The following is a 26993-nucleotide window of genomic DNA, read 5'->3' on the forward strand; positions in this document are numbered from 1 at the left end:
TGCCATCCTGACCCGGTGAGCGCACCCGAGATCCACGTCGAATTCGCCCCCGAACTGGCCCTGTTCGTCCCGCAGGGACGCCGCCTCGGCGCCACCCCGGTCACCACCGACGGCGCCTCCTCCCTCGGCCATGTCGTGGAGTCCCTCGGCGTCCCGCTCACCGAGGTCGGGGCACTGCGCGTCGGCGGCCACGAGGTGCCGAGGTCGTACGTCCCCGCCGCGGGCGACACCGTGCACGTCCTCCCGGTCGCCCGCCCCCAACAGGTCCCCGGCGCCCCGCTCCGCTTCCTCCTCGACGTCCACCTCGGCACCCTCGCCCGCCGCCTGCGCCTGCTCGGCGTGGACACGGCGTACGAGTCGACGGACATCGGCGACCCCGCCCTCGCCACCCGCTCGGCCACCGAGAAACGGGTCCTGCTCAGCCGCGACCGGGGCCTGCTGCACCGCAGGGAGCTCTGGGCCGGCGCCTTCGTCTACAGCACCCGCCCCGAGGACCAGCTCCGCGACATCCTGGACCGCTTCCGCCCCGCCCTGAAGCCCTGGACCCGCTGCACGGCCTGCAACGGCCTGCTGCGCGAGGCCACCAAGGAACAGGTGGCCGACCGGCTGGAGGGCGGCACGGAACGGTCGTACGACGTCTTCGCCCAGTGCGAGGAGTGCGGCCGCGCCTACTGGAAGGGCGCCCACCACGAACAGCTGGAGGCGATCGTGGCGAACGCCCTCGCGGAGACTAACCGCCCAACGCCACCCGCAACGCCTCCGCGTCCGTCGTAGGCGCGTCACAGGTGAAGTGCCGGCAGACGTACGCGGTGGGTTCGCCGTCGACGAGGATCCGGTCGGCCAGCAGCGGAAGCTCGTCACTGTCCGGGGTCCCGAAGGCGACGACCGCCCCCGGCGCGGTACCCAGAAGCGCCGTCCGGTGCAACGCCTTCGTGGCCTCGTCGGTCAGCGCGGGCCCCACGACCGCGACCTCCCTCGGACCGTCGAGCTGCGCCTCCGCCACCGCGAGCCCCCACCCGACGAACCGCGGCACCCGGGGCCCGAGCGCCTTCACCACCCCGAGCGCCTTCTCCGCAGCGGCACGATGGGGCTCGGCCCCGGTCTGCGCGGCGTAGGACAACAGCGCCCCCGCAGCGGCCGTCCACCCGGAGGGCACCGCGTTGTCGGTCGGATCCTGCGGCCGCCGGATCAGCCGCTCGGCGTCGGCGGCCGTGTCGAACAGCGCCCCCTCGGGCCCGGTGAACCGCGTCAGCACATGGTCGAGCAGGAACCCGGCGAAGTCGAGCCAGACCCCCTCGCCGGTCACCGACGCCAGCGCGAGGAAACCCTCCGCCACATCGGCGTAGTCCTCCAGCACACCGGCGTTGGCCCCGACCTGACCGTCCTTGCTGGTACGGGACAGACGGGCCTGCTCGTCCAGATGCAGCCGTACGAGCAGATCAGCGGCCCCGAGCGCGGCCTCGACCAGGTCGGGCCGGTCGAAGTAGGCGCCCGTCTCGGCGAGCGCGGCGATCGCCAGCCCGTTCCACGCGGCGACGACCTTGTCGTCCCGGCCGGGGGCGGGCCGCTCCGCGCGGGCGTCGAGGAGCCGCCGCCTGATCGGCTCGATCCTCTCGGCGTCGAACACGGTGTCCTGCTGCGGCAGTTGCAGCACGGACTGCCCGTGCTCGAAGGTGCCCTCCTCGGTAACGCCGAAGTACTGCGCGGCCAGCTCGGCGTCCTGCTCCCCGAGCACCTCACGCAACTGCTCCGGCGTCCACACGTAGTACGCGCCCTCGACGTGCTTCCCCGTCCCGTCGTCACTGTCGGCGTCCAACGCGGAGGCGAACCCGCCCTCGGCGGTACGCAGTTCACGGACCATGAAGTCGGCGGTGTCGAGCGCGACCCGGCGGGCGAGATCGGAGCCGGTGGCGCGCCAGAGGTGGGCGTAGACGCGGCACAGCAGTGCGTTGTCATAGAGCATCTTCTCGAAGTGCGGCACGATCCAGTCGCGGTCCACGGAGTAGCGGGCGAAGCCGCCGCCGAGCTGGTCGTGGATGCCGCCGCGGGCCATGCGCTCGCAGGTGTCCTGGGCCATCTGGAGAGCGCCCTCGGCGCCGGTGCGGGCGTGGTGCCGCAGCAGGAACTCCACGACCATGGACGGCGGGAACTTCGGCGCCCCGCCAAAGCCACCGCGCTGCGCGTCGTACTCCCTCGTCAGCCCGAGCAGGGCCGCGGCGAGCTGCTCCTCGCCGGGGGCCTGCGAGTCGCCGTAGGAGATCTCCCGCCCGGCAAGGTCCCGCACGATCTTCCCGGCGACCTCGGCGACCTCGTCCCGCCGGTCGGTCCAGGCGGCCCGGACCCCCTCCAGGACCTGCCGGAAGGAAGGCATGCCCTGGCGGGGCGAGGGCGGGAAGTAGGTGCCGAAGTAGAAGGGCTCGGCGTCCGGGGTCAGGAACACGGTCATGGGCCAGCCGCCCTGCCCGGTGGCGGCCTGCACGGCCTCCATGTAGACGGCGTCGACGTCGGGGCGTTCCTCGCGGTCGACCTTGATGTTGACGAAGTGCTCGTTCATGAAGGCGGCGACCACTTCGTCCTCAAAGCTTTCCCGGGCGAGGACATGGCACCAGTGGCAGCTCGAATACCCGACGCTCAGCAGCACGGGTTTGTTCGACTTCCGCGCCTCCTCGAAGGCCTCGGCCGACCAGGGCCACCAGTCGACGGGGTTGTCCGCGTGCTGAAGGAGGTAGGGGGACGTCTCGTGGGCCAGTCGGTTCGGCATATCCCCATCGTGCCCGACCGGCACCGACAGGGGCCATCGCGGCCTACCACTCAGGTTGTGCCGCCTTCGCGCGGCCACCCGATCCGCTCAACGCCAGACAGGCTTGATACGTGAGAAGTCCCAGGAGTGATCCGCCTTCACACCGGGGTGGACGAGACAGTGAACGACGGCCGATGCCACGATCTTCCGCTTCTCCTCGAGGGACATGTCGCCGCTCTGCCAGTGCTGCCGCGTGTCCTCAAGTAGCCGGCCGTGGCTTCGCCCATCGGCCAAGAGCAGGTTCTCGAGGGCCATGTCGGCCAGTGGTCCACTCATGCTGCACCGTCCGCAGTCACGGCATGAGTACACATACGGGCTCTGTTTGCTCCGCCCCTTCTGAGCACACATGGCGCCGCGGCACACCGTGCCGTCAGGGCTCTGCGCCCCGCATCGGAGGAAACCCGTTCCGAGATGACGAGGTGCCGGTCGAGGCGTGCCGGTGCGTCTCGGGGCACCGCTGCCTCGATGCATGAACAGACTCCCCGGTGAGAATGTCGCACACACCGCCTGCCAGTCCTCGGGGGTTGCGATGGGTTCCCACCGCCCGAGCACCGGCGCTCCTGTCCCGGGATCAAGCAGCAGGGCGCCTCTGTTTGCCCGGTAGCCGCACACCCTGGGCGCGGTGATGATCTGCGTGACCGTCTGCCCGTTGGGTCTGCCGCCACGAGTGCCGGTGACCCCGAGCTCACACCAATTGCGCGCAATGGCCCGGACCGCCTTCCCGGAGACCCGCTCACCGATTGCCCGTGCGACGAGCTCCGCCTCCTCGGGGTGGAGGCTGATTCGGTCCTCCAGCCAGCCGAAGGGCCGGGGTCCACTGTGAGGCACGCCCTCGACAGCACGGGCCCAATGCCAGTTCGTCAGCCGTCGGCTCCTGACCCGTGTCTCGGTGACGGCCGCGTTCAACGACCGCACAGCCTGCACCAACCCTTCCTGCGAGTACGGATCCCGAACTCCTTCCTGATCAAGGTGGATCCGTCCCGGCGAACTGGTCAGGGCGGCCAGGAACCGAGTCAGATCCTCGGCCCTGCGGTACAGCCGGTCGTCCGCGACACAGACGACGCCAGCGATGCGCTGCCCGCCATCGGTGCGCCCGCGCACCAGGTCCGTGATCAGACGCTCGAACCCGGGCCTCACCACTCCCTCCTTGGATGCGCTGCGGCCGTTGTCGCTGTGTGCGGCGACCACCGCGCAGCCGTGGCCCTGCGCGGTCCGTTCGTTGATCCGTAGCTGGAAACGCACCCCGTGTCCGTCGCGTTGCCGGTCGTCCTCCGACGTACGCGCGTAGGACAGAACCGGAATCAGCTCGCGCGGATCGTCCGCTTCACAACCAGTCACGACGGCCCCCAATTCGACTACCAGCGCCACATCCGTGAAAACGAGCGAATGATCCGAAGGTCACATCGGCCGAACCGGATGATCGCCGCCCCCTCGCGCTCACGCCCGCCTCGAAGGACACTCATAGGCGAAGCCGTTGCCGCCGGAGGGGGACGTGACATGCGGGACAGCCATCGGGCGGAAGCCGAACGGCTGTTGGGGCGGGCCGTGGAGGAGGAGGTGCGGCGGTCGGGCGGGCGGGTCGACGGTGCCGTACTGCTCACGCGGGCCCGTGGATCGCTGGACGCGATGGCGCGGACGGCCGTCGAGGAGTACGAGGCCTACACGCGCGCGCTGGACGAGGCGCAGGCGGGGCAGCTCACCTTCGGGCAGCGGTATGCCAAGGAGGCGTCCGGGACTCCCCTGCTGGTGGCCGCGGTCGCCGCCCTGGCCGCCGCCGTCGCCGACCTGGCGCTCGGCACCGGCACGGGCACCGCGCTGGGCGCGGGCGTGGTCGTGGGGGTCGTGGGTGCGGCGGCGACCGTCGTGAAGGTGGCGGGCTCGCATCTGCCGGCCGCGCACCACCGGGCGGGTGCCATCGGCCAGCCCGGCGGCCCGGAGCAGCTCCGGCTGCAGTGGCTGACAGCGCTCGAGGTTCGGGGGATCCGGCCCTTCCTCGACCAGCAGCGGGTGCTGAGCGCGTCGACGGGCCCGAAGAAAGGGGGCCCGCGACTGCGCGGGACGGACAAGAGCGCGGCGGCCCGCGGCCGGAGTGTGCTGGAGCAGTCGTTCGGTCAACTGCCCGAGCCGATCAGTGAGTTCGCGGACCGGCGGACGGAGATGGGGCGCATCCGGCAGTGGGTGCAGGCCTCGCGCGCCACCACCGAGACCCGTCCCACGGTGGTCGTCCTGCACGGACCGCCCGGCAGCGGCCGTACGGCACTGGCCGTACGGGCGGCGCACGACCTCAAGGACTACTTCCGCGGCGCCTGCGTCGTGGACCTGCGCGGCGACAACCCGCAGGAGTCCCCGCTCTCCACCCGGGACGCGCTGCTGCATCTGCTGAACCGGCTCGGTGCCCCGCGCGAACAGCTGCTGTTCCGTGAGCGTTCCTCACCGGACCAGCAGGTCAAGCGGCTGAGCGAGCTGTACCACCAGCATCTGACCGGCCTGCCGGTGACGATCGTGCTGGACGACGCCTCGGACCCCGAGCAGGTCCGCGCCCTCGTCCCCGAGCGTTCTGACAGCCTGATCCTGGTCACCGCGTGCGAGCCGCTCCGCCTGCCGCCGGACCTCGCGGCCCAGGTGCACGAACTCCCGGTCGACGCCCTGGACGCGGCGGGCGCCGAGGAGCTCCTGGACGCGGCCGCGCAGTCCGCCACCGGCCCCTACGACGCCCAGTCGGCCGATCGGATCAGGGAACTGTGCGGCGGTCTGCCCCTGGCCCTGCGCATCGCGGGTTCCTCCCTCGGCCCCCGCTCGCCGCGCCAACTCGCCGCGGATCTGGGCGCGTACGGTCCGGTCGGGCCCGTCGAGCGCGCCCTGTGGCTGCGCTACACCGACCAGTCGGAGCCGGCCCGCCGGCTGCTGCGCCGGCTCGCGCTGGCCGGCCGGTCCTCGCTCGGCGCCGCCGCGGCCGCCGCGCTGCTGGCCACCGACGAGACGGAGGCGACCCGGCACCTGACGGCGCTGGCCCGCGCGGGCCTGATCGACCACGTCCGCGGCAGTCGTTACCGCGTCCACGACGTGGTCCGTGCCTTCGCCCAGGCCAGACTGCTGGACGAGGAGGAGCCGGCCGAGCGCACGGCCGCGCAGGAACGCCTCATCGTCAACTACGCCGACCTCGCCGACTCCGTGCTGCGTCTGGTCGACGGCAACATGTCGACCCGCTCGGACCGCTTCAGCCCGCACGGTTTCACCTCCCTCGACGAGGCGCTGCGCTGGCTGGACGACGAGTCGAGCTTCATCACGGCGGCGCTGCGGCACGCGGAGGGCGTCAACCAGGGGGCGGTCCTCAACCTGCTGGGCGCGCTGTGCGACTACTGCCTGCTGCGCGGTGACCTCTACCGGCTGGGCGAGATCAGCGAGTTGGCGCAGGCGGTGGACCAGGGGCTGCTGGTCCGCTCGGTGCAGTGGCGCACGGGTATCGCCGCCCGCCAGCTGGGCGAGCTGGACAAGGCGCGTGCGACCCTGACGTCGGTGGTCGACCTCTACAGGGAGGCCCATCACGACGCGGGCGCCGCGCGCGCCCTGTGTTCGCTGGGCATCACCCTCCATCATCAGGGCCATCTGACCGAGGCGGCGGCGAAGCTCCAGGAGGCACTGGCCCTGCAGTCACCTCCCGAACTGGCCACGGACCGTGCCTGGACCATGCACGCCCTGGCGGCGGTCGAGCGCGATCGCGGCCGCGTGGCCGAGTCCCTGGACCTCCTCACGCGCTCCCTGGTCCTGCACCGGGCGGGCGAGTCCGTGCACGGCGAGGCCTGGGCGCACTTCCAGCTCGGCCAGCTGGCCCTGCGTATGGGTGACGTGCCGCGCGCGGAGTCGGAGCTCAGAACGGCCCTCGACCTGTACGGCCGTACCCGTGACGCCCGTGGCGAGGCGTGGGCGCTGACCCAGTTGGCGCGGGCCCGGCTGGTGGCCGGGGATCCGTCGGCCGCGGTGGACGGTCTGCGCCAGGCGGCCTCCCGCCATCGCGACAACGAGGACGCGCGCGGTGAGGCGTGGACGGTGTACTACCTGGGCCAGGCGTTGGAGGAGACGGGCAACCTGGACCTCGCGGTCCGGGAGCTGGAACGCTCGCGGACGATGTTCTCCCGGATGCGGGACGTCTACGGTCTGGCCTGCGCCCGCCATCACTCGGCTCGCGCCACCCGCGACCAGCGTGCCGCGCAGACCGGCTCGTTGCGCAACTCGGGCTTCGCCCGCCAGCTTCTGGTCGACGCCCGCGCCGACTTCCAGCGCATCGGCGTCGCGCACGGCGAGGCGTGGACCTGCCTCGAACTGGCGGTGGTGGACGCGGGCAACGGCCGTACCCCGCAGGCACTCGCCCTGTGCGACGAGGCGGTGGCGCTGTTCGACTCCTACGGTGACCAGCGCGGCGAGGACTGGGCCCGCTTCCTGCGCTGCACGCTGCTGCCGTACGCGGCACCGGGCGGCGTGGAGATCGGCGCGGCGGTGGCCCAGGAGGAGCTGGCGGAACTGGGCCGCCGGGAGCACGGGACGCGGGACGACAAGCTGGACGACTACGTGGGGGCGTACGGGCTGCTCCTGGAGCGGGGCGTGAACCTGGACGCGGGCTGGCAGGCGTGGCGCCTGGGCATGGTCCCGAACCGTCATGCCCGTGAGGTGATGGGGGTGGGGGTGGCTCCGGCGCGGGGGTGAGGTGCGGGGCGTCTGGCCGACAGCTGATCGGGGACGGCATCGAGGGCCCGTGCCGCTACGGGTCGGTGCCGGTGTGAGGCGGTGCGGTCGGCCGCCGACCGGCCGCCCAGGACGGGCCGCTCCTGCGCGGGCCGTCCTGGGCGGGGCGGTGTGCTGGGTCGGATACGTCGCTGTGGGCACGGCGCCCGCAGCGGTGTCGGCAATCGGGAAGCCGGACCGAGCCGGGGCGCGTCCGGCCGGCCGTCGACGCCTTTGCGTGCGGACACGACGTACGAGGTCTCTGCTGCCGTCCCCGACCGGGCAGGGCGACGTCGATGACGGGAAGGACCCCCCTCCCGTCATCGACCGTGGGGCTCAGCCCTTGGCCGGTGAGGCCTTGCCGGACGGGCTCTCGGCGGTGTCCTTGCCGGAGGTCTCGTCCGGGGACTCCTTGAAGTCGACCTTGTTCATGTGCTTGCTCATGGACTTCATCAGGGCCCACACCGCCAGGGCCATCGCCGCGAAGACGATGAAGCCGAGGACGCCGGGGGTGACCTTGTCCTCGTCGACCTCCTTGGCGAAGGTCACGAGGTGCGTCATTGCCAGGCTTGCGCTTGCGCTCATGTCAGGCATTGTCGCGGATGCCCGCAAAGAGGTCGTCCTCGGGGAGGGAGGTATCGACGAGGGACTTCGCGAGCTCGTACTCCTCGGTCGGCCAGACCTCCTTCTGGAGCTCCAGCGGAACGCGGAACCAGCCGCCGTCGGGGTCGATCTGGGTGGCGTGCGCGATCAGGGCCTTGTCGCGGATCTCGAAGAACTCCGCGCACGGGATGTGCGTGGTCAGGGTGCGGTCGCGCATCGGCGAGTCGTCCCAGCGCTTGAGCCAGTCCCCGTACGGCGACTCCATGCCCCGCTCGAGCAGCGCGTGGTGCAGCGCCTCGGTGCGGGGGCGGTTGAAGCCCTGGTTGTAGTACAGCTTGAGCGGCTGGTACGCCGGGCCGAACTCGGACTCGGGGAACTTCTCGGCGTCCGCCGCGCCCTCGAACGCCACCATCGAGATCTTGTGGGTCATGATGTGGTCGGGGTGCGGGTAGCCGCCGTTCTCGTCGTAGGTGGTGATCACCTGGGGACGGAAGGTGCGGATCTGCCTCACCAGCTCGCCGGCCGCCTTGTCGACGTCCTCCAGGGCGAAGCAGCCCTCGGGCAGCGGCGGCAGCGGATCGCCCTCGGGCAGGCCGGAGTCGACGAAGCCGAGCCACTCCTGGCGGACGCCGAGGATCTCGCGGGCCTCGTCCATCTCCTTCTTGCGTACCTCGTGGATGTGCTCCTCGATGTACGTGTCGCCCTGGAGCTTCGGGTTGAGGATGGAGCCGCGCTCCCCGCCCGTGCAGGTCACGACCAGCACGTCCACCCCCTCGGACACGTACTTCGCCATGGTGGCCGCGCCCTTGCTCGACTCGTCGTCGGGGTGGGCGTGCACGGCCATCAGTCGCAGCTGGTCAGTCAAGACTCAATCCTCGTAAGTCGGCGCCCCCGGTGTCTTCGGGTGCGAACGGCGGCTTCTATAGTGACCGAATCGGGGGGCGATTAATTCCGCGGCCTGGTTTCCAGGGAGACGATCATGAGCACGGCGAGCACACGGCTGCCCGAGGGCCGCTACGGCCGCTCCTCGGACGAGCGTGCCGACCACAAGCTCAAGATCGCCGGTGCCGTGCTCGGAGCCTTCCTGCTCGCATTGATCGGTTACTTCGCGTATCACTACGTCTTCGAGAACAAGATCAGCGCCGAGGTGATCACGTTCGACGCGCAGAAGTCCGCGGTGCAGGTGCATCTGGAGGTCCGCAAGGACTCCGGCACCTCCGGTTACTGCACGATCCGCTCCCAGGCGGCGAACGGCTCCGAGGTGGGCCGGGCCGACTTCCGCTTCGGCGGTGACGCCACCCGCATCGACAAGGTCGTCACGCTCCGTACGACGGCCCCGGGCACCACGGCCGAGCTGCTGGGCTGTCACGCCGACTGACGTCACCCTCGATACGTGACCGCTGACCTGCGTCGACGTATTTCTGATGGCTTATGTCCTCCCCCTTCGGCTCCTGAATTGTTAGGCTCGTGGTTTCGCCCTTCCGTGGAGGAACATTCTTCTGGGTAGGGCGATGCTTTGTATTCCCAGTACCTACGAGGAGCACCTGTGACCCAGACCAGCGAAGACGTCACCTGGCTGACCCAGGAGGCGTACACCAAGCTCAAGGAAGAGCTGGCGTACCTGTCTGGTCCCGCGCGCGAGGAAGTCACCGCGAAGATCGCGGCAGCGCGCGAGGAGGGCGACCTGCGCGAGAACGGCGGGTACCACGCGGCCAAGGAAGAGCAGGGCAAGCAGGAGCTCCGCATCCGCCAGCTGACCCAGCTCCTGGAGAAGGCCAAGGTCGGCGAGGCTCCGGTGTCCGCGGACGGAACCGTGGCGCCCGGCATGGTGGTGACCATCGCCTTCGACGGTGACGAGGACGACACCATGACGTTCCTGCTCGCCTCGCGCGAGTACGCGAGCGCGGACGTCGAGACCTACTCGCCGCAGTCCCCGCTGGGCTCCGGTGTGATCGGCCACAAGGTCGGCGAGGACGCGCAGTACGAACTGCCGAACGGCAAGAAGGCCTCCGTGACCATCCTCAAGGCCGAGCCCTACAACGGCTGAGCCCGGCCGGCCCCCTGTTCTTGGCGGGCCCCCGGCGTCCTCGCGGCGCCGGGGGCTCTGTCATGCCGCGGCCGAGCGGTACTTGCGGACCGCGAGGGTTCTGAACACGACGACGATCAGGACCGAGTAGATCAGCGACGCCCAGACCGGGTGTTGCATGGGCCAGGCGTCCGAGGGCGACACACCGGGGTTGCCGAACAGCTTGCGGCAGGCCTGGACCGTGGCACTGAACGGGTTCCAGTCGGCGACGTGCCGCAGCCAGGGGGTCATGCGGCTGGAGTCCACGAAGGCGTTCGAGATGAACGTCACCGGGAAGAGCCAGATCAGCCCTCCCGAGGTGGCCGCCTCCGGTGTGCGCACGGACAGGCCGATCAGGGCGCCGACCCAGGTGAACGCGTACCCGAGCAGGAGCAGCAGGCCGAAGGCGCCGAGGACCTCGCCGATGGTGGTGTGGGTGCGCCAGCCGACCAGCAGGGCGACCATGGCCAGCACGAACAGGGTCAGGGCCGTCTGCACCAGGTCGGCGAGCGTGCGTCCGGTGAGCACCGCGCCGCGGGCCATGGGCAGTGAGCGGAAGCGGTCGATGAGCCCTTTGTGCATGTCGTCGGCGATCCCCGCACCGGCGCCCGCGGTGGCGAAGGTGACGGTCTGCGCGAAGATGCCGGCCATCAGGAACTCGCGGTAGACGGAGGAGTCCGTGGTGCCGCCGATGTTCATGGAGCCGCCGAAGACGTAGCTGAACAGCACCACGAACATGATCGGCTGGATGAGGCCGAAGATGACCATCTCCGGGATCCGGGACATCCGGATCAGGTTGCGCTTGGCGACGACCAGCGAGTCCCGGACGGACTGGCTGAGGGGGTTGCCGGGAGCCGCGACCCGCGCGGTGTCGGTGACGGCGCTCACTTGGCGGCCTCCTTCTTGTCGGTCTTGTCGGTCTTGTCGTTGTCCTCGTCCTTCGCTTCGGCCACGTGTCCCGTCAAGGACAGGAAGACGTCGTCGAGGGTGGGGCGGCGCAGGCCGATGTCGTCTATCTCGATGCCCCGGGTGTCGAGCTCGCGGATGACCTCGGCGAGCAGCTTGGCGCCGCCGGTGACGGGCACGGTGAGCTTGCGCATGTGGTCCTCGACCGTGGTGTCGCCCTTGCCGAAGCCGCGCAGGATCTCCGAGGCGGTCTGGATGTGCTCGCGCTCGTGCACGACGACCTCGACACGCTCGCCGCCGGTGCGGGCCTTGAGCTGGTCGGAGGTGCCCGTGGCGATGACATGGCCGTGGTCGACGACGGCGATGTCGTGGGCGAGGTGGTCGGCCTCTTCCAGGTACTGGGTGGTCAGCAGGAGGGTCGTGCCCCCGGAGACCAGCTGTTTGATGACCTCCCACAGCATTTGGCGGTTGCGCGGGTCGAGGCCGGTCGTCGGCTCGTCCATGAACATCACGGGCGGTGAGACCACCAGGGCGGCCGCGAGGTCGAGGCGGCGGCGCATCCCGCCGGAGTAGGTCTTGGTGGGGCGGTCGGCCGCGTCGGCGAGGTCGAACTGCTCCAGCAGTTCGGTCGCGCGGGCCTTCGCCGGCTTGGCCTTCATCTGGTAGAGCTGGCCGACCATCTGGAGGTTCTCGCGGCCGGTGAGGTATTCGTCGACCGCCGCGAACTGGCCGGAGAGACCGATGGAGCGGCGCACGGCGTCGGGGTGCTTGAGGACGTCGATGCCGGCGACGACCGCCGAACCGCGGTCGGGCTTGAGCAGGGTCGTCAGGCAGCGGACGGTCGTCGTCTTGCCCGCGCCGTTCGGTCCGAGGAGGCCCAGGACGGTGCCTTCCGGGACATCGAGGTCGACGCCGTCCAGAGCCGTTACGTCTCCGAAGGTCTTGACCAGGCCTTCGGCATAGATGGCGCCTGGCATATCAGTCTCCACGTCGTCGGGGATTCTTGGGAAAGCCTAGGTTTGTACGGTTTCTTGCGCCCTTTGTTTTCTTCCGCGGGCGCCCTGAGCAGCGGCACGAGACACACCATAACGCGATGTATCGCGTCTCTCAATGGACTTACCCGAAAGAGTGACGCCGGTGTCCTGAAGGGGTCCTGACCTCAGTCGATGACCGTGTAGCCCGCCTCGCGCAGCGCTCGGCCGACCTCGGCGCAGTGCTCGGGCCCCTTCGTCTCCAGGTGCAGCTCGACCTCCGCCTCCGCGAGCCCGAGCCGTGGATCGGTCCGGACGTGGCTCACGTCCAGGACATTAGCGTCGACCACTGACAACACCCCGAGAAGCGTCGCGAGGGCACCGGGCCGGTCCGTCAGCCGCAGCCGGACGGCCAGGTAACGGCCCTGCGCGGCCATGCCGTGCCGCAGGACCCGCTGGAGCAGCACCGGGTCGACGTTGCCGCCGGACAGCACGGCGACGACCGGCCCCTCGAAGGCGCCCGGGTCGCTCAACAGGGCGGCGACCGGGCTCGCCCCGGCGGGCTCGACGACCAGCTTGGCCCGCTCCAGACACAGCAGCAGCGCGGCGGACAGTTCGTCCTCGGTCACCGTGCGGACCTCGTCCACGAGTTCGCCCACGATCCCGAACGGCACGTCCCCGGGCCGCCCCACCTTCATGCCGTCGGCCATGGTCGCCGGATTCTCGATCGACACCGGGTGCCCGGCCGCCAGCGAGGGCGGATACGCGGCCGCGCCCGCCGCCTGCACACCCACGATCCGCACGTCGGGCCGCAGGGTCTTCACCGCGATCGCGACGCCGGCCGCGAGTCCGCCGCCGCCGATCCCGAGGACGACCGTGCGCACCTCCGGGCACTGCTCCAGGATCTCCAGGCCGACCGTGCCCTGGCCCGCGATGACGTCCGGGTGGTCGAAGGGGTGGATGAACACCGCGCCCGTCTCGGCCGCGTACTCCTGCGCGGCGGCCAGCGTCTCGTCGACCACCTGGCCGTGCAGGCGCACCTCGGCTCCGTAGTGCCTGGTGGCGCTGATCTTCGGCAGCGGGGCGCCCTTGGGCATGAACACCGTGGAGCGCACACCGAGCAGCGTCGACGCCAGCGCGACGCCCTGCGCGTGGTTTCCGGCGCTCGCGGCCACGACGCCCGCGGCCCGCTCCTCGGGCAGCAGTCCGGCGATCCGGACGTAGGCGCCGCGGAGTTTGAACGACCCCGTCCGCTGGAGGTTCTCGCACTTGAAGTGCACCGGCGCACCCACCAGCCGGGTCAGATGGCGGCTGCCCTCCATGGCGGTCGTCCGCGCCACGCCCGACAGCATCTTCTGCGCGCCGCGCACGTCGTCCAGCGTCACCGGCGGCACGGGGTGGGCCTTGCGGTAGTTCATGGCTCAAGTCTCGCAGTTCACACGCGCGTGCTCGCGCTGTGACCAACGTCCGAGACGGGTTTGCGCAGCGCTGGTACGGCCTGCCTCCCAGCCGCGTACTCTGTCCCCCAATCCAGCTCCCCCTTCATGAAGTGAGCCTCCGGCCATGCCCACAACACCTGGAATGTCGATGGACATGACGACCGTCGGTGACACCGGTCTTCTCGACAGCCTGCAGCACGAGGTGGCGGTCTTCGCCCGTCGTGCCGAACAGACCCGGCTCGGCGGGGTGGGGCAGGTGCGCAACTCCATGGACCGCGCCGCGTACCTGCTGCTCAACCGGCTCGACAAGGAAGGCCCGATGGGCGTCAAGGCGCTCGCGGCGAGCATGGGTATCGACTCGTCGACGGTCACCCGGCAGGTGGCGCCGCTCGTCGACACCGGCCTGGTCAAGCGCACCTCGCATCCCGAGGACGGACGCGCGGTGGTCCTCCAGCTGTCCCCGCGCGGACAGGCCCGGCTGGAGGAAGTGCGCTCCTCCCGGCGTCAGTTGATGGCCGAGCTCACACACGACTGGGCGCCGGAGGAGCGCGAGGCGTTCTGCACGCTCCTCACGCGCTTCAACACCGCGCTCTCCTCCCGGATGGCGCCCCAGGGCGTTCCTGGACCGGAGGCGCAGCCCTCCTAGGCACGCGCACACGCGTGTACCGCCCCGCCTCTTGACCGGACGGCCGCGCCGGGCCTCATATGAGAGCGGGTCCTCTGGGTCCTCGTGGTCGTACGAAGCCGTCGTACGGCCATCCGCAGGCGGGGAGGTGCGGTGCGGCAACGGCAGGCGTCCCAGGGCATGCGTCGGGCTCGGGAGTTCGAGGCGTTCGTCGCGGGCGCGGCCGGGCGGCTGCTGCACACCGCGACACTCCTCACGGCGGAGTCGCCGGACGACAACCCGCGGGCGCGACGCCTGCTGACGCTGGCGCTCGCCCACACGTACGCGTGCTGGGACCGACTGCGCGGTGAGGACCCCTACGACCGGGCCCGCCAGTACCTCGCCCTGCGCTTCGCACACGGGGCGTGGCGCCGTCACGGCGTCCTGCTCCGCGGCCGCACGCATCCCTCCAGCCCGTTGTCCCGGCTGGCCCCGCAGGAGCGGCTGATCCTGGTGCTGCGCCTCTACGAGGGTGTGGCCGAGGAACAGGCGGCGGCCCTGCTCGGCCTGCCGACGGAACGCGTCCGCACGATCTGCGACCGGGCCACGGCAACGCTGCTGCACCCCCCGCGTGAGCTCGCACCGCCCGTGGTGAAGGCGAAGGTGGTGGCGTCATGAGAGGGCGGGCCGGAAGTGGTGGCCGGGTCATGGGACATCCGGATCGTCCCGGGAGGTGCGCGTGAACCGGACCCAGCGCGAGGCCGCCGTGCGGCAGCTCATGGAGCGGGGGGCGCCCCAGGTGCCGGCGGATCTGTACGGAGACGCCGTGCGGCGGGGGTCGCGCATGCTGCGGCGCAGGTCCATTGCGCGCCGGCTCATGTGGCTGCTGTTGTTCGCCGCGAGTGTGGCGTTCGTGGTCTGGGCGCTGACCGCGCGCCCCTGGGTGGAGCCGCCGTCCACGACGACTCCACCGATGACGGGCTGGTGAGCCCGGACTACTTGCCCAGCGCCTGCTGGAGGTCCTCCAGCAGGTCGTCGACGTTCTCGATGCCCACGGACAGGCGTACGAGGTCGGCGGGGACCTCGAGAGCCGAGCCCGCCACGGACGCGTGCGTCATCCGGCCGGGGTGCTCGATCAGCGACTCGACGCCGCCCAGGGACTCCCCCAGCGTGAAGATTTTGGCCCGGTTGCAGACCTCGACGGCCGCCTCCTCGCCGCCTTCCACACGGAAGGAGACCATGCCGCCGAAGGACCGCATCTGCTTGGCCGCGACCTCGTGGCCGGGGTGCTCCGCCAGGCCCGGGTAGAGCACCTGCGTCACGCGCGCGTGCCGGGTCAGCATGTCGGCGACCTTCGTGGCGTTCTCGCTGTGCCGGTCCATCCGCACGGACAGTGTCTTCGCGCCGCGCAGCACCAGCCAGGAGTCGAAGGGCCCGGCGACCGCGCCCATCGCGTTCTGGTGGTACGCCAGCTCCTCGCCGAGCGTCTCGTCGGCGGTGACCAGTGCGCCGCCCACGACGTCGGAGTGGCCGCCCATGTACTTGGTCAGGGAGTGCACCACGACGTCGGCGCCGAGCGCCAGCGGCTGCTGGAGGTAGGGCGTCGCGAAGGTGTTGTCGACGACGAGCTTGGCGCCCGCGTCCCGGGAGACCTGGGCGACGGCGGCGATGTCGGTGATGCCGAGCAGCGGGTTGGAGGGGGTCTCCACCCACACGGCCTTGGTCTTCGGGGTGATCGCGGCCCGTACGGCGGCCGGGTCGCTGGTGTCGGCGACCGACCACTCGACGCCCCAGCGGGCGACGACCTTCGCGAAGAGGCGGAACGTGCCGCCGTACGCGTCGTTGGGGATGACCACGTGGTCGCCGGGGCTGAGCAGCGTACGCAGCAGGCAGTCCTCGGCCGCCAGTCCGGACGCGAACGCGAGGCCCCGGCGGCCGCCTTCGAGGGCGGCGAGGTTCTCCTCCAGGGCGGTGCGGGTCGGGTTGGCGCTGCGGCTGTACTCGTAGCCGCCGCGCAGACCGCCCACGCCGTCCTGCTTGTAGGTCGAGACCTGGTAGATCGGCGGGACCACCGCCCCGGTGAGGGGGTCCGCGGTGTTGCCCGCGTGGATCGCGAGGGTCTCGAAGTGCTGACTGATGTGCCTGTCGCTCATGGGCTCCGAGGGTAGTCCGCCCGGGGGACCGATGAGGGACGACGGGCTCCGCACGGCCGCACGGCAGGGTTTTCCCCAGGCGTTCGGGCCGGTCCCGGAGCGTTTTCCCCAGGGTGTTCGGGCCGGTCCGGGCAGTTTTCCACAGGGCGCGGACCGGGTTGGGCAATTGTCGGCGGCGTCTGGAACTCTTGGGGCATGGAGATTCTCTGGGTCCTGATGGCGGCGGTCCTGCTGGGCTTCGTGCTGCTTCCGTTCCTGCGGCGCAGGCGGGGCGGGATCGAGCAGGTCCCGGCGGGCCACCCGGACGCCGCGGACCCGGCGGACTACGGATTCGTACGGCAGGAGGAGCTGGACATCCGCATGCCCGGCCCCGACCAGGACCTGCTGGACGTCCTGGACCTGGTGCAGCGCACGCAGGACTACAAGGCCGCCTCCCAACTCCTGGCGGGCACCGAGCGGGAGGGCGAGCTGCGCTGGCAGCGTGTGCAGGCCTTCGCCGGGGCCGCCTCGCTGGAGCTGCGGCAGCGGCCGGGCGGGGTCAGCGAGACGCCGGGTGGACAGTGGCTGCGGGTGTGGCGGATCGAGCAGCCCAAGGACGCCGGCGGCGCGGCCGTGCACGCGGAGTTCCTGGTGCAGCAGGCGTGGCGGACGTCGACCCCGGGCACGGACGAGTTCCGGATCATCATGGAGGAGGCGAGGGCGGCGTGCGGTGAGGCGGCGCTGCTGGCCCCCGGCGATCCGGTCCCGTACATCGTCGAGCTCTCCGTGGCGCGCGGACTGGCCTATTCGCAGGCGGAGTTCGAGCAGCTGTGGCTGAAGATCCTGGACCGTGCGCCGGCCCACATGGGGGCGCATCTGGCCGCGCTGCACTACTGGTGCGAGAAGTGGCACGGTTCGCGGGAGCTGGCGTACAGCTTCGCGGAGGCGGCGGCCGCCCGGGCCCCGCACGGCTCGCTGCTCGCCGCGATGCCGTTGTTCGCGGTCTTCGAGCACCTGCCCGAGGTCAACCTGGTCAGCGGTTTCTACCGCAGCGAGGTCGTGACCAAGGCGATCCACGGCGCGCTGCACGCGGTGCACTCGGCCCGCGCGGACGATCCGATGCTGGCCCACGTCCGTCACCTGCTGGTCTTCTTCCTGGTGCGCGGCGAACGCTGGTCGGAGGCCATGAACCAGCTCGTGCACATCGACGGCCACGTCGGAGCCCTGCCCTGGACCCTGTCCGCCGACCCGGCCGCGGAGTTCGCGATATACCGGGCGCTGGCGGTGGCGGGGTACGAGGCGAACGGGGGGAGCCCGGCGACGCTGGCGCAGTGACCGCGCCGCCCTGGTGGTACCGGGGCCCTGCGGGCACGGCACCTTCGGACCGACGGCGGGCTTGTCGGAATGCGGCCCGGCACGGAAACGTTCCCGGTGCGGACATCCCTGTGTGACGCGCACGAACGAAGGAGCCCACGCCATGCTGTTCGGCCGTACGCCCGTCCTGCCCACTCCCGAGCAGGCGCTGAAGGGCCGCTCCGAGCCGGCGTTCACGGTCCCCGACCGCCACACCGTCCTCGGCACCCCGCTGCTCGGCCCCTACCCCGAGGGCTACGGGATCGCCGACTTCGGTATGGGCTGCTTCTGGGGCGCCGAACGCAAGTTCTGGCAACTTCCGGCGGGTGTCTGGACGACTCTGGTCGGCTACCAGGGCGGCCACACCGAGCACCCCATGTACGAGGAGGTCTGCTCGGGTCTCACCGGCCACACCGAGGCGGTCCGCGTGGTCTTCGACCCGGCCCTGATCTCGTACGAGCGCCTCCTGAAGACCTTCTGGGAGTCCCACGACCCCACCCAGGGCTTCCGCCAGGGCAACGACGTCGGCACCCAGTACCGTTCGGCGATCCACACCCACACCCCCGAGCAGGCAGCGGCGGCCGAAGCGTCCCGCGCCGCCTACCAGCGGGTCCTCACGGCCTCGGGCCACCGCCGCACGATCACCACCGAGATCCTGCCCGCGCAGGGCCGACCCTTCTATCCGGCGGAGGGCTACCACCAGCAGTACCTCGACAAGAACCCGGCGGGCTACTGCGGAATCGGCGGGACGGGGGTCAAGCTAAGTACCCCGTTCGAAACGAACTGGGGGGCGTCGTGCCCGACGGGCATCGCGTCGGCGCCCGAGGTAACCGACAAGTAGCCGGCGGGGCGAGCCCTGGCACTCGATGATGAGAGCGAGCCGTGACACAGCGTTTCGTTCAGTGCTACGGCTCGACTCCCCCGCGCAGCCCCCACTCGTCCAGACCCGAGTAGACGAGCGCTGTGCGACCCCGGGGAAACGACAAGGCCTCGGCTTCCCCTGAATAGATCGCCACCAACGAGTCAGATCCCCGCCACCAGGTGTCCACCAGCCCTCTGACCTCGCGCACCGGCTCGAAGGCGTCCAGGGCGATCCGGTCGACGTCATCACCGGTGACCTTGGCGACCTGCTTCGCCCACGTGGCTGCGTGGTGGGCCAGTGCGAGCGACTCCACCCAGCCCTCGACGGTCACGTGAAGGGGCACCCACCGATCTGTGTGGATGCCGAACTCACCGCCCGGTCCGATCATGAACGAGTAGGGGACGGCGGTCCGCTGCATACCTGCTTCGAACCACCATCCTTCGGCCGGTGAGCCTTCGGGCGAGTCGGGATCGAAGTACTTGGGCCCTCCGTCGTACTGCGGAGCAGGCGGCAGGAGCAGTCCGCCCCACCGCTCCTGAAAGGCCGTCATCCGGTCGATCACCGGAGAGGGGACTTCCCGGTCAAGCCACCACTGCCTGTGCTCCGCAACCGGCCGGACGTCGACCCTGATGCCGTGCACGCTGACAAAGGTCCGGGCTCTTCGCGTTAGCCCGTCGGGCACGTCGTTGATGAGGTTGAGGTTCACCGAGAGGACGGTAGCCGGTACGGCAATACGCCTGGCAACTGTCCCCTTTCCGATGCGCACCGTAAATCAGTGGCCGCCCGTGCCGGCTGACTCCACCCTGTACGCCATGGAACAACCGCAACGCGAGATCCGTGCGGCCTACGCCGACTCCACGATCACCGTCTACCAGGCATACGCCCCGGAGAGCGGCCTGCCCGCCGCCCAGGAGGGCCGTTTCCCGCCGCGTGGAAGCGCGACAGGATGACGTGGGTCGTCAAGAGGCGTTCACAAACCTGCGCCGCCATGTGACCCGTGCATGATGGCCCCAGTCGTGCCCTGATCGCAGGTCAGGGACACAGGCGGGCCAGGAGTTCTGCGCTGGTGGGGTATCCCTGCTCCTGGGGGAGCAGTCCGGTGGCTGACTCCAGTTCACCGTTCCTGACGAGTGCGTGGATCTCGTTGGCGAGCGGAGTCACGTCGCTGATGGACACGATCCACTCGTCCGCGTAGCGCGACGATGCCTCACCCGAGAGCCCCAGTTGCAGCGAGCGGTGCGGCAGGGGACGCAGGTGCAGATCGCGTTCGGGATCCCACTGGACACGGGCCGGTGCGCGCTTGAGGTCACGCTGCCAGGCGTCGCGGTCGGAATGCAGTCCGCGGACGTAACTCGACAGGCAGGCATGGCGCAGTGCCCAGTCGAAGCCGTCGCGGGTGATCTCGACGGCGAGGACGGTCTCCTGCCCCTCCTTCGTACCCCAGCCGGACCGGTACATCATCCACATGAAACTGGGTTTGATCCACGTCATGCGGCCAGGCTTCCACACCGCCGGAAAACGGCCATCTCGGATGGCGGGCAGTCCGATCTCAGGGGAGTACGCCTGGTAGACGGTGATCGTGGACGCCGTGTGGAGCGCGCGAATCCTGCGGAGCGGTTCTTCCATGGCGTACAGCGTGGGCTCGGTCAGCTCAGGTGACCATCGATTTTTGACCCGTTGCCCGATCCGACGGAGCACGTCCGGCGGAAACGACAGGCAGTTGCCCGTGCTTGCCAAGTAGCGTCCGGCACATGGAGCGACATCTCAGCAAAGCCGTACTCGATGGACTGACGCGTCGGGCGCGGTCGTTCGTCGCCGCGCACAGCATCAGGATCAACGTGCCGCCGGTCGGCCGGCTTGCGGAGCAGTGGCTTGCGCTCGGCGTCCCGCCGGTGGAGATCAACCGTGTGAAGGAGTATCAGGAGCGCTGGGGAGGTCTCGTGCTGCCTCCGGCTCCGCACTATGACGGTGGACCCAAATATCTGGACTCCGATCTTCCAGAGGGTTCGCCGAACGAGGGATGGTTGTACCCGGCAGGGACCGATCGGACTGCAACCCCCTACTCGTTCATGATCGGACCCGGTGGGGAGTTCGGGGTGTACGGCTATCGCTGGACGCCCCTGCACCGAACCGTCGAGGGGTGGGTGGAGTCCGTCGCTCTCGCCCACCATGCGTCGATGTGGGCGCAGCAGGTCACCAGAGTCACCGGCGATCGCGTCGATGAGATCGCTCTGGACGGCTTCGAGCCAGTCGCGGAGGTCAAGGGAATGACGGACAACTGGTGGAGAGGCAACGACTCCTTGGTCGCCCTGTACGCAGGAGAGGCCGAGTCCCTCTCTGCCCCCTCGTGCCGCACTGTGTTGATTTACTCCGGTCTGGATGACTGGGGGCTGTACGGAGGCGTAGGGAGCCCTGGACACCGCCATGCGAAAGGGTCTGCGAACACGCCTTGACATGGATCAAGCCGTCGTTTCTTTGGATGATGTACCGATGCGGCTGGGGCGCCAAGGAGGGGCAGGAGACCGTTCTCGCGGTCGAGATCAGCGGTGACGGCTTCAACTGGGCGCTGCGCCACGCGTGCCTGTCGAGCTACGTCCGCGGAGTACACCCCGACCGGGCCGCCTGGCAGCGTCAATTGAAGCGCGCGCCCGCTCGCGTGCAGTGGGACCCTGAGCGGGATCTGCACCTGCAACCCCTGCCGTACCGGTCTCTGCAACTCGGCCTCTCCGGTGAGGCCGCACGACTCTACGCAGACGAGTGGACGGTCGCCATCCGCGACGTAACCCCACTTGCCCACCACATCCACGCCCTGGTCAACGCTGGCGATCTGGACTCCGCCGCCCGACTGCTGCCCCAGGAACGCGCCTACCCCGTTGAAGACGAACTTCTTGCCCACCTACGCGGATGACAGACCGGTGCACCCGACAGCCGGCTCCGGCCATGGGCCACATGACAGCACAGGCTCGCCGGGACGGGGGTCAAGCTAAGTGACCCGTCCGGGACGAACTGGGGAACGTCTTGCCCGACGGGCATTGCTCCTGCTGGGGAGTAGGCGAGACACTGCTATCAGGTGCAGGCCACGAGGGTTCCAGGTATGGCCCATCGCGCTGCCCTGTGGGCGGCCACGGGGATATGGCCCATCGTCACAGATGGTCCGTGAGCGCGGCTTCACGTGTTCGTCAAGCCGCATTGGCAACCTCTTAGCTCTCCTCAGGTGACTCTTCCTGTACAGGTGCGCCATGGCCGATGGTCATGGACCAACGCACGGCCGAGGGTGCTTCGACCGAGGCCACGCCGTTTCGATCTGCCCCTGTCAGGTCAACCTGGTTGTGGTTGGTGCTGTTCTTGTCGGCGACGCATGGTTGTGAGAAGGAGACGTGTACGGACCGCACGACAACCTTGATCTTCCCTTCGCCCTGGCAGCTCACTGCCACGATGAGGGCGTCGCCTTTCCTGCCCTTGCTGTAGGCGATGCTGGCATTCCCGCTGGTCATTTCCTGTCGGCCGGCGAGAGTCTCGTCGGCGTCCAGTTCCGGCGGCTTCAACACGAAGGGTCGTGCAGTGTTCGCGGCGGTTGCCGTTGCCGGGCTGGGCGAGGGGGATCGCCGAGGCTGCGGAGCCTGCCTGGTGTCCGAATGGTCTGTTGTGCACGCGGCGACGAGGAAGGCCATCGCAGCGCACAGGAAGCTCAGTCCTGCTGCACGGGTGCGGCGAGGCATATCAGTCCTTCCAAAGGCGGCGGGTAAAGGGTGGGTGTGGATTGCTGCCCTTGCAGTTCTTCGGGACATGCGGGCAACTGAGGCGATCATGCCAGCGCTGGGGATGGGCTACCGGCTTCCTCACATGTCCTGAGGAAGACGAGAGGTTCACCTACGTCCATGAGCATCGTCGGCGCAGGCGACAAGTTCCGATTCGTCGCCGAGGCAGGCGAGTTCAACGCCGACCAGTGCGTCTTCTACCTCGACCCGGTCTCAGCGGAAGGTCGGGCGACGCCAGACCCACGGGTCATGGCAGCACAGGCCCGGCGGGACCGGGGTGTCCTGCCCGATCGGCGTGGCCAAGGCCGGAGGCTGACGCTGAGGCTCAGGCTGACGCCGAGGTTTTCACGCCGGGCGGCGCCGCGAGACCCGCGCTGTTCAGCGGACGGTGACGGCGGTGACGGCGACTGCGACTGCGACAGGGACACCAGCGGCCTCAAGCCCCCCGTGTACCGCACGGGATCGGTGCCGCGCTGCTGGTCTCCGCGCTGCCGGTCTTCCGGGCGCAGGGCGGCGGCCACTTCGTCACCGTCGCGTCCACCCGTCCACGACCGCGTTCCGTGTCGTCCCGACCATGGCGGTCTACGCCGGTACGAGGTTCGCGGTCCGGGCCATCTGCGAGGGGCTGCGCCAGGAGGCCGGCGAGTCGGTGCGGGTGACCACCGTCTCGCCGGGTCCGATCACGACCGAGTGCGTCGAGGCATCCTCCGACAGCCGGGTCAGGGCGGAGATCACGAGGATGTGGGACGAGATCGCTGTACGGCCCACAGCGCAGAGCTGAGCCCGCCCCGCCGCAGGGGGATCATGGTGGGGTGACGGAACTCTCTCCCTACCAGCGGGACTTGCGGGATCGGCTGTCGTCGGTCCCCGTGCTTCCCGCGCCCGCTCCCTGGCGGCCCGTGTTCGCGTCCTGTGCCGCGGTCGGAGGGCTGCTCGGGATCGGGTTCGCGACGCATCCGGACAGTGGCGACGACATGGTGATGGTCGTCTCGCACGACGGTCATGGTCTCTTCGACGCCGTCACCGGCGAGAAGATCGCGCGGGACCGGGATCCGGATCCGGAGAGCAGTACGCCGGACGCGGCCGCTGATCTGACCTGCCCGGGCCTCGGACCGGTCGCCGGCCGCCGGGTGCACATCGCCGGGCTGTACGGCGGCGGGCTCCACACCACCGCCGCCGGCGGCTGGCACGTGGAGGTCGTCGCCCCGGCCTGGCCGAACGAACGTGTCCTGCTCTCCCACGGCAGCGGCATGCCCTACCGCAACCCGCACGGCGAACGGTGGTGGCACATCTTCGACTCCCGCTACTCCGAACTCCGGGCCGTCGGCTTCTCCCCCTCCGGCCGCACCCTCGCCGTCGCGACGAGCAGCGACGTGACCCTGTGGACGCGCCCGCCGGGTGCGTAAGGCGCGAGCAGGGGTACTGCCTGCGCCGTCCTCACCGCTACAGCCTTCCGGAGCCGAACTCCGTCCGGACAAAAGAAGCCGGGCAGACCGATGGCTCTTCGCGCCCGCGGGCGTCTACGGGGCGACAGTCCCGCGAGGCACGAAACGAGGCGACGAAGCATGAGCACCGAGCAGACCACCCCGGCCGACGACTTCTCCTACCGGCTGACCCGAACGCTGGCCGTTCCGGCGGCGCGGGTGTCGCGGGCGTGGACCACCGCCGACCAGTACGCACAGTGGGCCTACGCCGTTCCCGGCTCGGTCGAGATGGACCTGCGGCCGGGCGGGGCGTGGAAGGCCATCATGGCCACGCTCCACGGCGGGCAGTTCCCGCTGACCGGTTCCTGTCCCGAGGTCGACGAGAACCGCCTGTTGGTAGTCGGTATGGATGTACCCGGCAAGCCCACGCCCGCAGTCGGTCTTCGGTTACCGCCGCACGGTGACGGATCGCCCCGGCCGCGGAGCCTCTGCCGGTCAGCCCTCCGCGCGCGCGGGCAGCCGCCATCCCGGCCGCGGGAAGTGGCAGGTGTAACCGTCCGGGTAGCGCTGGAGGTAGTCCTGGTGCTCGGGCTCGGCCTCCCAGAAGGGACCGACCGGCTCCACCTCGGTGACGACCTTGCCGGGCCACAGGCCGGAGGCATCCACGTCCGCGATGGTGTCCTCGGCGATCCGCTTCTGCTCGTCGTCCACGTAGTAGATCGCCGAGCGGTAGCTGAGGCCGATGTCGTTGCCCTGGCGGTTCTTGGTGCTCGGGTCGTGGATCTGGAAGAAGAACTCCAGGAGTGTGCGGTAGTCGGTCTGCTCGGGGTCGAAGAGGATCTCGATGGCCTCCGCGTGCGTGCCGTGGTTGCGGTACGTGGCGTTCGGCACGTCACCGCCGGTGTATCCCACCCGGGTCGCCGTGACACCCGGAAGCCGGCGGATCAGCTCCTCCATGCCCCAGAAGCATCCGCCCGCCAGCACGGCCCTCTGTGTCTGCGCAGCCATCGCTGTCCTCCCATATCTGCTCGCTCGGGCCGCTCGGCCGGCCGACTGCCGGCATCCCCTGCCCACTCCCCCTCAACGCGCGAGGGCGCCGGGCGATTCCACGGCCGACCGCTGACAACCGCTGACGCAGCCATGGTGCCGGTGTGACATGAGTACCCATAGGGTGCCTCCGTGACTGCGAACTTGAGTTCTACGAGAACCCGCGCAGCGCTGCGCACGTCGGCGCGGGCCTCCGCGGAGCTGCTGCTCATCTTGCTGATGCTCGCGGTGAGCCTGTGGGTGCTGGGCCGGATGTGGTCGGTGGTGTGGCCGCTCGTGATCGGTCTGCTGCTGACCACGCTGACCTGGCCGCCGACCCGCTTCCTGCTACGCCGCGGTTGGAAGCCCGCTCTTGCCGCGTCGACGGTGACCGTGCTGTTCCTGCTGGTCGCCGCGGGGATCGTGGCACTGATCGCGGTGCCGGTGGCGTCCCAGTCCGGCCAGTTGACCGACGGGGTGGTGGACGGCGTCCAGAAGGTGCGCGAGTGGGCCGCCGGGCCGCCGTTGAACATCGGTGACGCCCAGATCGACAAGGCCTTCGACTCCGCGGTCTCCCGAGCGCAGGACGGTCTCGGCAGCATGGTCGGCGCTGTTGTCACAGGCGTGAGCACCGTAGTGAATGGCCTGGTCACCGCCGTACTGGCGCTGTTCTTGATGTTCTTCTTCCTCAAGGACGGCCCGCGGTTCCTGCCGTGGCTCGCCCGTCAGCTGCCCGGCCGGCTCTCCACCGACGTCCCGACCGTGGCCGCGCGTGGCTGGGACACGCTGGGCTCCTTCGTGCGTTCCCAGGCGGCCGTCGGCCTGATCGACGCCGTCCTGATCGGCCTGGGTCTGTGGATCCTGGGGGTACCGCTGGTGCTCCCGCTGGCGGTGCTGACCTTCGTCTCCGCGTTCGTGCCGATCATCGGTGCCTTCTTCGCCGGTTTCGTCGCGGTTCTCATCGCGCTGGTCTCCAACGGCCTGACGGACGCGCTGATCGTGCTGGCCATCATCGTGGTGGTGCAGCAGCTCGAGGGCAATGTGTTCCAGCCCATGATCCAGAGCCGGGGGCTCGGCCTGCACGCGGCGGTGGTCCTGCTGACGGTGACGTTGGGCGGCAACCTCGCCGGAATCGTGGGGAGTCTGCTCGCGGTACCGGTCTCCGCGCTGATCGCGGTGATCTGGGACTACGTGCGCGAGCAGCTCCAGGAGCCGTCACAAGATCCGGGCGGCGACGAGCCGGAGACCGGTGTCGCCGCCCCGTCCTGACGAGGGTCCCGTACCCCACCCCGCCGAACCCCGGGTGTCAAGCATTTCGACCCCGTTGGAAAAGAACCGCGCCCGCCGTCTTCCCGCCCTACGATCGCCCGCATGATGATTCCGCGGATATTACGGATGATCGTCGTGCTCGCTGTGGCCCTCGCCGGAGCGATCGGGGGTGCTGTGGGGACGGCACAGGCCGAGGACAGCCCGTCCTCGTCCGACCGGCAGCTGTTGTTCTACAACCATTCCTACGGGGTTTTCGACCGGCAGACCGCCGACGCCATCGAACACTCCGACTACCTCAGGGACTTCGCCAACTTCCAGGTCCGCACCACGACCGGGACCGGCGGACAGACCTGGACCGGCCGCTACCTGATGGGCCGCGAGACCTATCTCGAACTGTTCGGAGTCGGTGACATCGGCGGCCAGGACGGCACCCTCGGCTCCGCCGGGCTGGGTCTGTCCACCGAACGGGACGGCGACCTGGCGACGGTCACCGAACGACTGAAGAGAGAGGGGGTCGCCGACCCCATCGAGTTCCTCCAGACCCGGGACCTCGGTGACGGGGTGCCCGTGCCCTGGTTCGACGCCATCCTCACCACCACCGAGTACGACGCCTTCGGTGCCTGGGCGATGGAGTACCGTCCGGAGTACTTCGCCGATCCCCGCAGCAACACCGAGCCGGCGAGCTTCCCCGGTGACGTCGGCCGGGAGCGCGTCCTGTCCGACGACTACCGCAACCACCTGATGCGTGACGTGACCTCCGTGCGCATCGCGGTCACCGAGGGCGACCTCGCCGACACCGTGCCGCTGTTGCGGGCGGGCGGGTTCGCCGTCAAGACCGTGACGGGCGGTGGCGTCATCGCGCAGGGCGGCGGCACCACGATCCGGCTCGACGCCGTCCCGCGCGAACAAGCGGGCTTCCAGCGGGTCGAGATGTCGCTCAACCGGCCCGTGAGGGACCGCCACGTGGAGCAGCTCGGCCACTCGACCCTCACGGTCGGCCCCGGCAGCCGCGCGGTGTGGACGTTCGCGGCGAACGGCACTCGGTAGGCCTCTGGACAGTGG

General features: G+C 69.9%; 26 protein-coding genes and 4 pseudogenes. 18 read left to right on the plus strand and 12 right to left on the minus strand.

Annotated elements, in window-relative coordinates; genetic code table 11:
- The first annotated feature begins 15 nt into the window (after positions 1-15).
- The gene (locus tag ABZT02_RS25610; protein ID WP_356021091.1) at positions 16-774 is read left to right on the plus strand and encodes a Mut7-C RNAse domain-containing protein; all 759 of its coding nucleotides are present in this window, start codon (positions 16-18) and stop codon (positions 772-774) included.
- Here ABZT02_RS25610 and ABZT02_RS25615 read toward each other — a convergent pair.
- Positions 731-2761 (minus strand): thioredoxin domain-containing protein, encoded by a 2031-nt coding sequence (locus ABZT02_RS25615; RefSeq protein WP_356021094.1) that lies wholly within the window; start codon positions 2759-2761, stop codon positions 731-733. The two genes, ABZT02_RS25610 and ABZT02_RS25615, sit on opposite strands and share 44 nt — an antisense overlap.
- A gap of 87 nt (positions 2762-2848) precedes the next feature.
- Entirely contained in the window at positions 2849-4168 is a 1320-nt protein-coding gene (locus ABZT02_RS25620; RefSeq protein WP_356021096.1) for a recombinase family protein, read from the minus strand.
- A 129-nt stretch (positions 4169-4297) separates the two neighbouring features.
- Between ABZT02_RS25620 and ABZT02_RS25625 the strand changes: the two genes are divergently transcribed.
- A complete protein-coding gene (locus ABZT02_RS25625; protein WP_356021098.1) occupies positions 4298-7501 on the plus strand; it encodes a tetratricopeptide repeat protein in 3204 nt (1067 codons plus the stop codon).
- A 354-nt stretch (positions 7502-7855) separates the two neighbouring features.
- On the opposite strand, the gene ABZT02_RS25630 is transcribed toward ABZT02_RS25625, so the two are convergent.
- Complete coding sequence (locus tag ABZT02_RS25630; RefSeq protein ID WP_356021100.1) at positions 7856-8113, minus strand: hypothetical protein; 258 nt, start codon at positions 8111-8113, stop codon at positions 7856-7858.
- Positions 8106-8966 (minus strand): mycothiol conjugate amidase Mca, encoded by an 861-nt coding sequence (gene mca, locus ABZT02_RS25635; protein WP_356021223.1) that lies wholly within the window; start codon positions 8964-8966, stop codon positions 8106-8108. Before mca ends, ABZT02_RS25630 begins: the two co-directional genes overlap by 8 nt.
- Positions 8967-9101: 135 nt before the next feature.
- On the opposite strand from mca, the gene ABZT02_RS25640 reads away from it, so the two are divergent.
- Together ABZT02_RS25640 and greA are read left to right on the plus strand one after the other, a co-directional pair.
- A complete protein-coding gene (locus ABZT02_RS25640; RefSeq protein WP_356021102.1) occupies positions 9102-9500 on the plus strand; it encodes a DUF4307 domain-containing protein in 399 nt (132 codons plus the stop codon).
- Between the two features lie 168 nt (positions 9501-9668).
- A complete protein-coding gene (greA, locus tag ABZT02_RS25645; RefSeq protein WP_355743820.1) occupies positions 9669-10169 on the plus strand; it encodes a transcription elongation factor GreA in 501 nt (166 codons plus the stop codon).
- A gap of 60 nt (positions 10170-10229) precedes the next feature.
- Here the strand turns inward: greA and ABZT02_RS25650 are convergent, their stop codons facing one another.
- From ABZT02_RS25650 to ilvA, 3 genes are all read right to left on the minus strand, one after another.
- Positions 10230-11075: an ABC transporter permease gene (locus ABZT02_RS25650; protein ID WP_356021105.1), complete on the minus strand. Its 846-nt coding sequence runs from the start codon at positions 11073-11075 to the stop codon at positions 10230-10232.
- Positions 11072-12070, minus strand: a complete 999-nt coding sequence (locus ABZT02_RS25655; RefSeq protein WP_356021107.1) for an ATP-binding cassette domain-containing protein — start codon at positions 12068-12070, stop codon at positions 11072-11074. Before ABZT02_RS25655 ends, ABZT02_RS25650 begins: the two co-directional genes overlap by 4 nt.
- Positions 12071-12252: 182 nt before the next feature.
- Entirely contained in the window at positions 12253-13482 is a 1230-nt protein-coding gene (ilvA, locus tag ABZT02_RS25660) for a threonine ammonia-lyase (protein WP_356021109.1), read from the minus strand.
- A gap of 163 nt (positions 13483-13645) precedes the next feature.
- Between ilvA and ABZT02_RS25665 the strand changes: the two genes are divergently transcribed.
- From ABZT02_RS25665 to ABZT02_RS25675, 3 genes are all read left to right on the plus strand, one after another.
- On the plus strand, positions 13646-14149 hold the full coding sequence (locus tag ABZT02_RS25665) for a MarR family transcriptional regulator (RefSeq protein ID WP_356021226.1): 504 nt from the start codon (positions 13646-13648) through the stop codon (positions 14147-14149).
- A gap of 132 nt (positions 14150-14281) precedes the next feature.
- Positions 14282-14785, plus strand: coding sequence for a sigma factor-like helix-turn-helix DNA-binding protein (locus tag ABZT02_RS25670; RefSeq protein ID WP_356021111.1), 504 nt, complete (start codon positions 14282-14284; stop codon positions 14783-14785).
- A gap of 61 nt (positions 14786-14846) precedes the next feature.
- Positions 14847-15095 carry a hypothetical protein gene (locus tag ABZT02_RS25675; protein WP_356021113.1) on the plus strand — a complete coding sequence of 83 codons (249 nt, stop codon included), beginning with the start codon at positions 14847-14849 and terminating at the stop codon, positions 15093-15095.
- A gap of 7 nt (positions 15096-15102) precedes the next feature.
- Here ABZT02_RS25675 and ABZT02_RS25680 read toward each other — a convergent pair whose 3' ends face one another.
- Positions 15103-16260 carry a cystathionine gamma-synthase gene (locus ABZT02_RS25680; protein WP_356021117.1) on the minus strand — a complete coding sequence of 386 codons (1158 nt, stop codon included), beginning with the start codon at positions 16258-16260 and terminating at the stop codon, positions 15103-15105.
- Between the two features lie 195 nt (positions 16261-16455).
- Here ABZT02_RS25680 and ABZT02_RS25685 point away from each other — a divergent pair, with 195 nt between their 5' ends.
- Both ABZT02_RS25685 and msrA (ABZT02_RS25690) read left to right on the plus strand, forming a co-directional pair.
- Complete coding sequence (locus ABZT02_RS25685; protein ID WP_356021119.1) at positions 16456-17574, plus strand: hypothetical protein; 1119 nt, start codon at positions 16456-16458, stop codon at positions 17572-17574.
- Between the two features lie 142 nt (positions 17575-17716).
- Positions 17717-18433 (plus strand): peptide-methionine (S)-S-oxide reductase MsrA, encoded by a 717-nt coding sequence (gene msrA / locus ABZT02_RS25690; RefSeq protein WP_356021122.1) that lies wholly within the window; start codon positions 17717-17719, stop codon positions 18431-18433.
- A gap of 64 nt (positions 18434-18497) precedes the next feature.
- On the opposite strand, the gene ABZT02_RS25695 is transcribed toward msrA (ABZT02_RS25690), so the two are convergent.
- The gene (locus tag ABZT02_RS25695) at positions 18498-19160 is read right to left on the minus strand and encodes a hypothetical protein (protein WP_356021124.1); all 663 of its coding nucleotides are present in this window, start codon (positions 19158-19160) and stop codon (positions 18498-18500) included.
- A 106-nt stretch (positions 19161-19266) separates the two neighbouring features.
- Between ABZT02_RS25695 and ABZT02_RS25700 the strand changes: the two are divergent.
- Positions 19267-19412: pseudogene (locus ABZT02_RS25700) on the plus strand (DUF4291 family protein); the annotation flags it as partial.
- Between the two features lie 74 nt (positions 19413-19486).
- On the opposite strand, the gene ABZT02_RS25705 reads toward ABZT02_RS25700, so the two are convergent.
- On the minus strand, positions 19487-20080 hold the full coding sequence (locus ABZT02_RS25705; RefSeq protein ID WP_356021126.1) for a DUF4291 domain-containing protein: 594 nt from the start codon (positions 20078-20080) through the stop codon (positions 19487-19489).
- A 125-nt stretch (positions 20081-20205) separates the two neighbouring features.
- Between ABZT02_RS25705 and ABZT02_RS25710 the strand changes: the two genes are divergently transcribed.
- Positions 20206-20907 (plus strand): hypothetical protein, encoded by a 702-nt coding sequence (locus ABZT02_RS25710; RefSeq protein WP_356021129.1) that lies wholly within the window; start codon positions 20206-20208, stop codon positions 20905-20907.
- On the plus strand, positions 20838-21362 hold the full coding sequence (locus ABZT02_RS25715; RefSeq protein ID WP_356021229.1) for a DUF4291 domain-containing protein: 525 nt from the start codon (positions 20838-20840) through the stop codon (positions 21360-21362). The genes ABZT02_RS25710 and ABZT02_RS25715 overlap by 70 nt, the downstream gene beginning before the upstream one ends.
- Before the next feature lie 292 nt (positions 21363-21654).
- Here ABZT02_RS25715 and ABZT02_RS25720 read toward each other — a convergent pair whose 3' ends face one another.
- A complete protein-coding gene (locus ABZT02_RS25720) occupies positions 21655-22002 on the minus strand; it encodes a hypothetical protein (RefSeq protein ID WP_352388994.1) in 348 nt (115 codons plus the stop codon).
- 330 nt (positions 22003-22332) lie between these two features.
- On the opposite strand from ABZT02_RS25720, the pseudogene ABZT02_RS25725 reads away from it, so the two are divergent.
- The 4 genes and pseudogenes from ABZT02_RS25725 to ABZT02_RS25740 form a co-directional block, all read left to right on the plus strand.
- A pseudogene (locus ABZT02_RS25725) lies at positions 22333-22428 on the plus strand (DUF4839 domain-containing protein); the annotation flags it as partial.
- A gap of 269 nt (positions 22429-22697) precedes the next feature.
- Positions 22698-22990: pseudogene (locus ABZT02_RS25730) on the plus strand (SDR family NAD(P)-dependent oxidoreductase); the annotation flags it as partial.
- Between the two features lie 34 nt (positions 22991-23024).
- Positions 23025-23618, plus strand: coding sequence for a hypothetical protein (locus ABZT02_RS25735; RefSeq protein WP_356021132.1), 594 nt, complete (start codon positions 23025-23027; stop codon positions 23616-23618).
- Between the two features lie 159 nt (positions 23619-23777).
- Positions 23778-24071: pseudogene (locus ABZT02_RS25740) on the plus strand (SRPBCC domain-containing protein); the annotation flags it as partial.
- A 60-nt stretch (positions 24072-24131) separates the two neighbouring features.
- On the opposite strand, the gene msrA (ABZT02_RS25745) reads toward ABZT02_RS25740, so the two are convergent.
- Complete coding sequence (msrA, locus tag ABZT02_RS25745) at positions 24132-24644, minus strand: peptide-methionine (S)-S-oxide reductase MsrA (RefSeq protein WP_007384349.1); 513 nt, start codon at positions 24642-24644, stop codon at positions 24132-24134.
- A 171-nt stretch (positions 24645-24815) separates the two neighbouring features.
- Between msrA (ABZT02_RS25745) and ABZT02_RS25750 the strand changes: the two genes are divergently transcribed.
- Positions 24816-25931 carry an AI-2E family transporter gene (locus ABZT02_RS25750; RefSeq protein WP_356021136.1) on the plus strand — a complete coding sequence of 372 codons (1116 nt, stop codon included), beginning with the start codon at positions 24816-24818 and terminating at the stop codon, positions 25929-25931.
- Positions 25932-26057: 126 nt separating this feature from the next.
- The gene (locus ABZT02_RS25755) at positions 26058-26978 is read left to right on the plus strand and encodes a DUF5829 family protein (protein WP_356021231.1); all 921 of its coding nucleotides are present in this window, start codon (positions 26058-26060) and stop codon (positions 26976-26978) included.
- Positions 26979-26993: the final 15 nt, after the last annotated feature.

Origin of the sequence: Streptomyces sp. NPDC005402 (assembly GCF_040606575.1) — a bacterium.
In the GTDB taxonomy this organism is placed as follows: Bacteria; Actinomycetota; Actinomycetes; order Streptomycetales; family Streptomycetaceae; genus Streptomyces.

What these genes read in the sequence shown, in the direction of transcription:
- mca (WP_356021223.1), bottom strand. Translation starts at nt 8,966, where the DNA reads ATGGCCGTGCACGCCCACCCCGACGACGAGTCGAGCAAGGGCGCGGCC.
- ABZT02_RS25705 (WP_356021126.1), bottom strand. Translation starts at nt 20,080, where the DNA reads ATGGAAGAACCGCTCCGCAGGATTCGCGCGCTCCACACGGCGTCCACG.
- ABZT02_RS25615 (WP_356021094.1), bottom strand. Translation starts at nt 2,761, where the DNA reads ATGCCGAACCGACTGGCCCACGAGACGTCCCCCTACCTCCTTCAGCAC.
- ABZT02_RS25630 (WP_356021100.1), bottom strand. Translation starts at nt 8,113, where the DNA reads ATGCCTGACATGAGCGCAAGCGCAAGCCTGGCAATGACGCACCTCGTG.
- ABZT02_RS25625 (WP_356021098.1), top strand. Translation starts at nt 4,298, where the DNA reads ATGCGGGACAGCCATCGGGCGGAAGCCGAACGGCTGTTGGGGCGGGCC.
- msrA (WP_356021122.1), top strand. Translation starts at nt 17,717, where the DNA reads ATGCTGTTCGGCCGTACGCCCGTCCTGCCCACTCCCGAGCAGGCGCTG.
- ABZT02_RS25755 (WP_356021231.1), top strand. Translation starts at nt 26,058, where the DNA reads ATGATCGTCGTGCTCGCTGTGGCCCTCGCCGGAGCGATCGGGGGTGCT.
- ABZT02_RS25680 (WP_356021117.1), bottom strand. Translation starts at nt 16,260, where the DNA reads ATGAGCGACAGGCACATCAGTCAGCACTTCGAGACCCTCGCGATCCAC.
- ABZT02_RS25655 (WP_356021107.1), bottom strand. Translation starts at nt 12,070, where the DNA reads ATGCCAGGCGCCATCTATGCCGAAGGCCTGGTCAAGACCTTCGGAGAC.
- ABZT02_RS25685 (WP_356021119.1), top strand. Translation starts at nt 16,456, where the DNA reads ATGGAGATTCTCTGGGTCCTGATGGCGGCGGTCCTGCTGGGCTTCGTG.
- ABZT02_RS25640 (WP_356021102.1), top strand. Translation starts at nt 9,102, where the DNA reads ATGAGCACGGCGAGCACACGGCTGCCCGAGGGCCGCTACGGCCGCTCC.
- ABZT02_RS25665 (WP_356021226.1), top strand. Translation starts at nt 13,646, where the DNA reads ATGTCGATGGACATGACGACCGTCGGTGACACCGGTCTTCTCGACAGC.
- ABZT02_RS25710 (WP_356021129.1), top strand. Translation starts at nt 20,206, where the DNA reads ATGGAGCGACATCTCAGCAAAGCCGTACTCGATGGACTGACGCGTCGG.
- msrA (WP_007384349.1), bottom strand. Translation starts at nt 24,644, where the DNA reads ATGGCTGCGCAGACACAGAGGGCCGTGCTGGCGGGCGGATGCTTCTGG.
- ilvA (WP_356021109.1), bottom strand. Translation starts at nt 13,482, where the DNA reads ATGAACTACCGCAAGGCCCACCCCGTGCCGCCGGTGACGCTGGACGAC.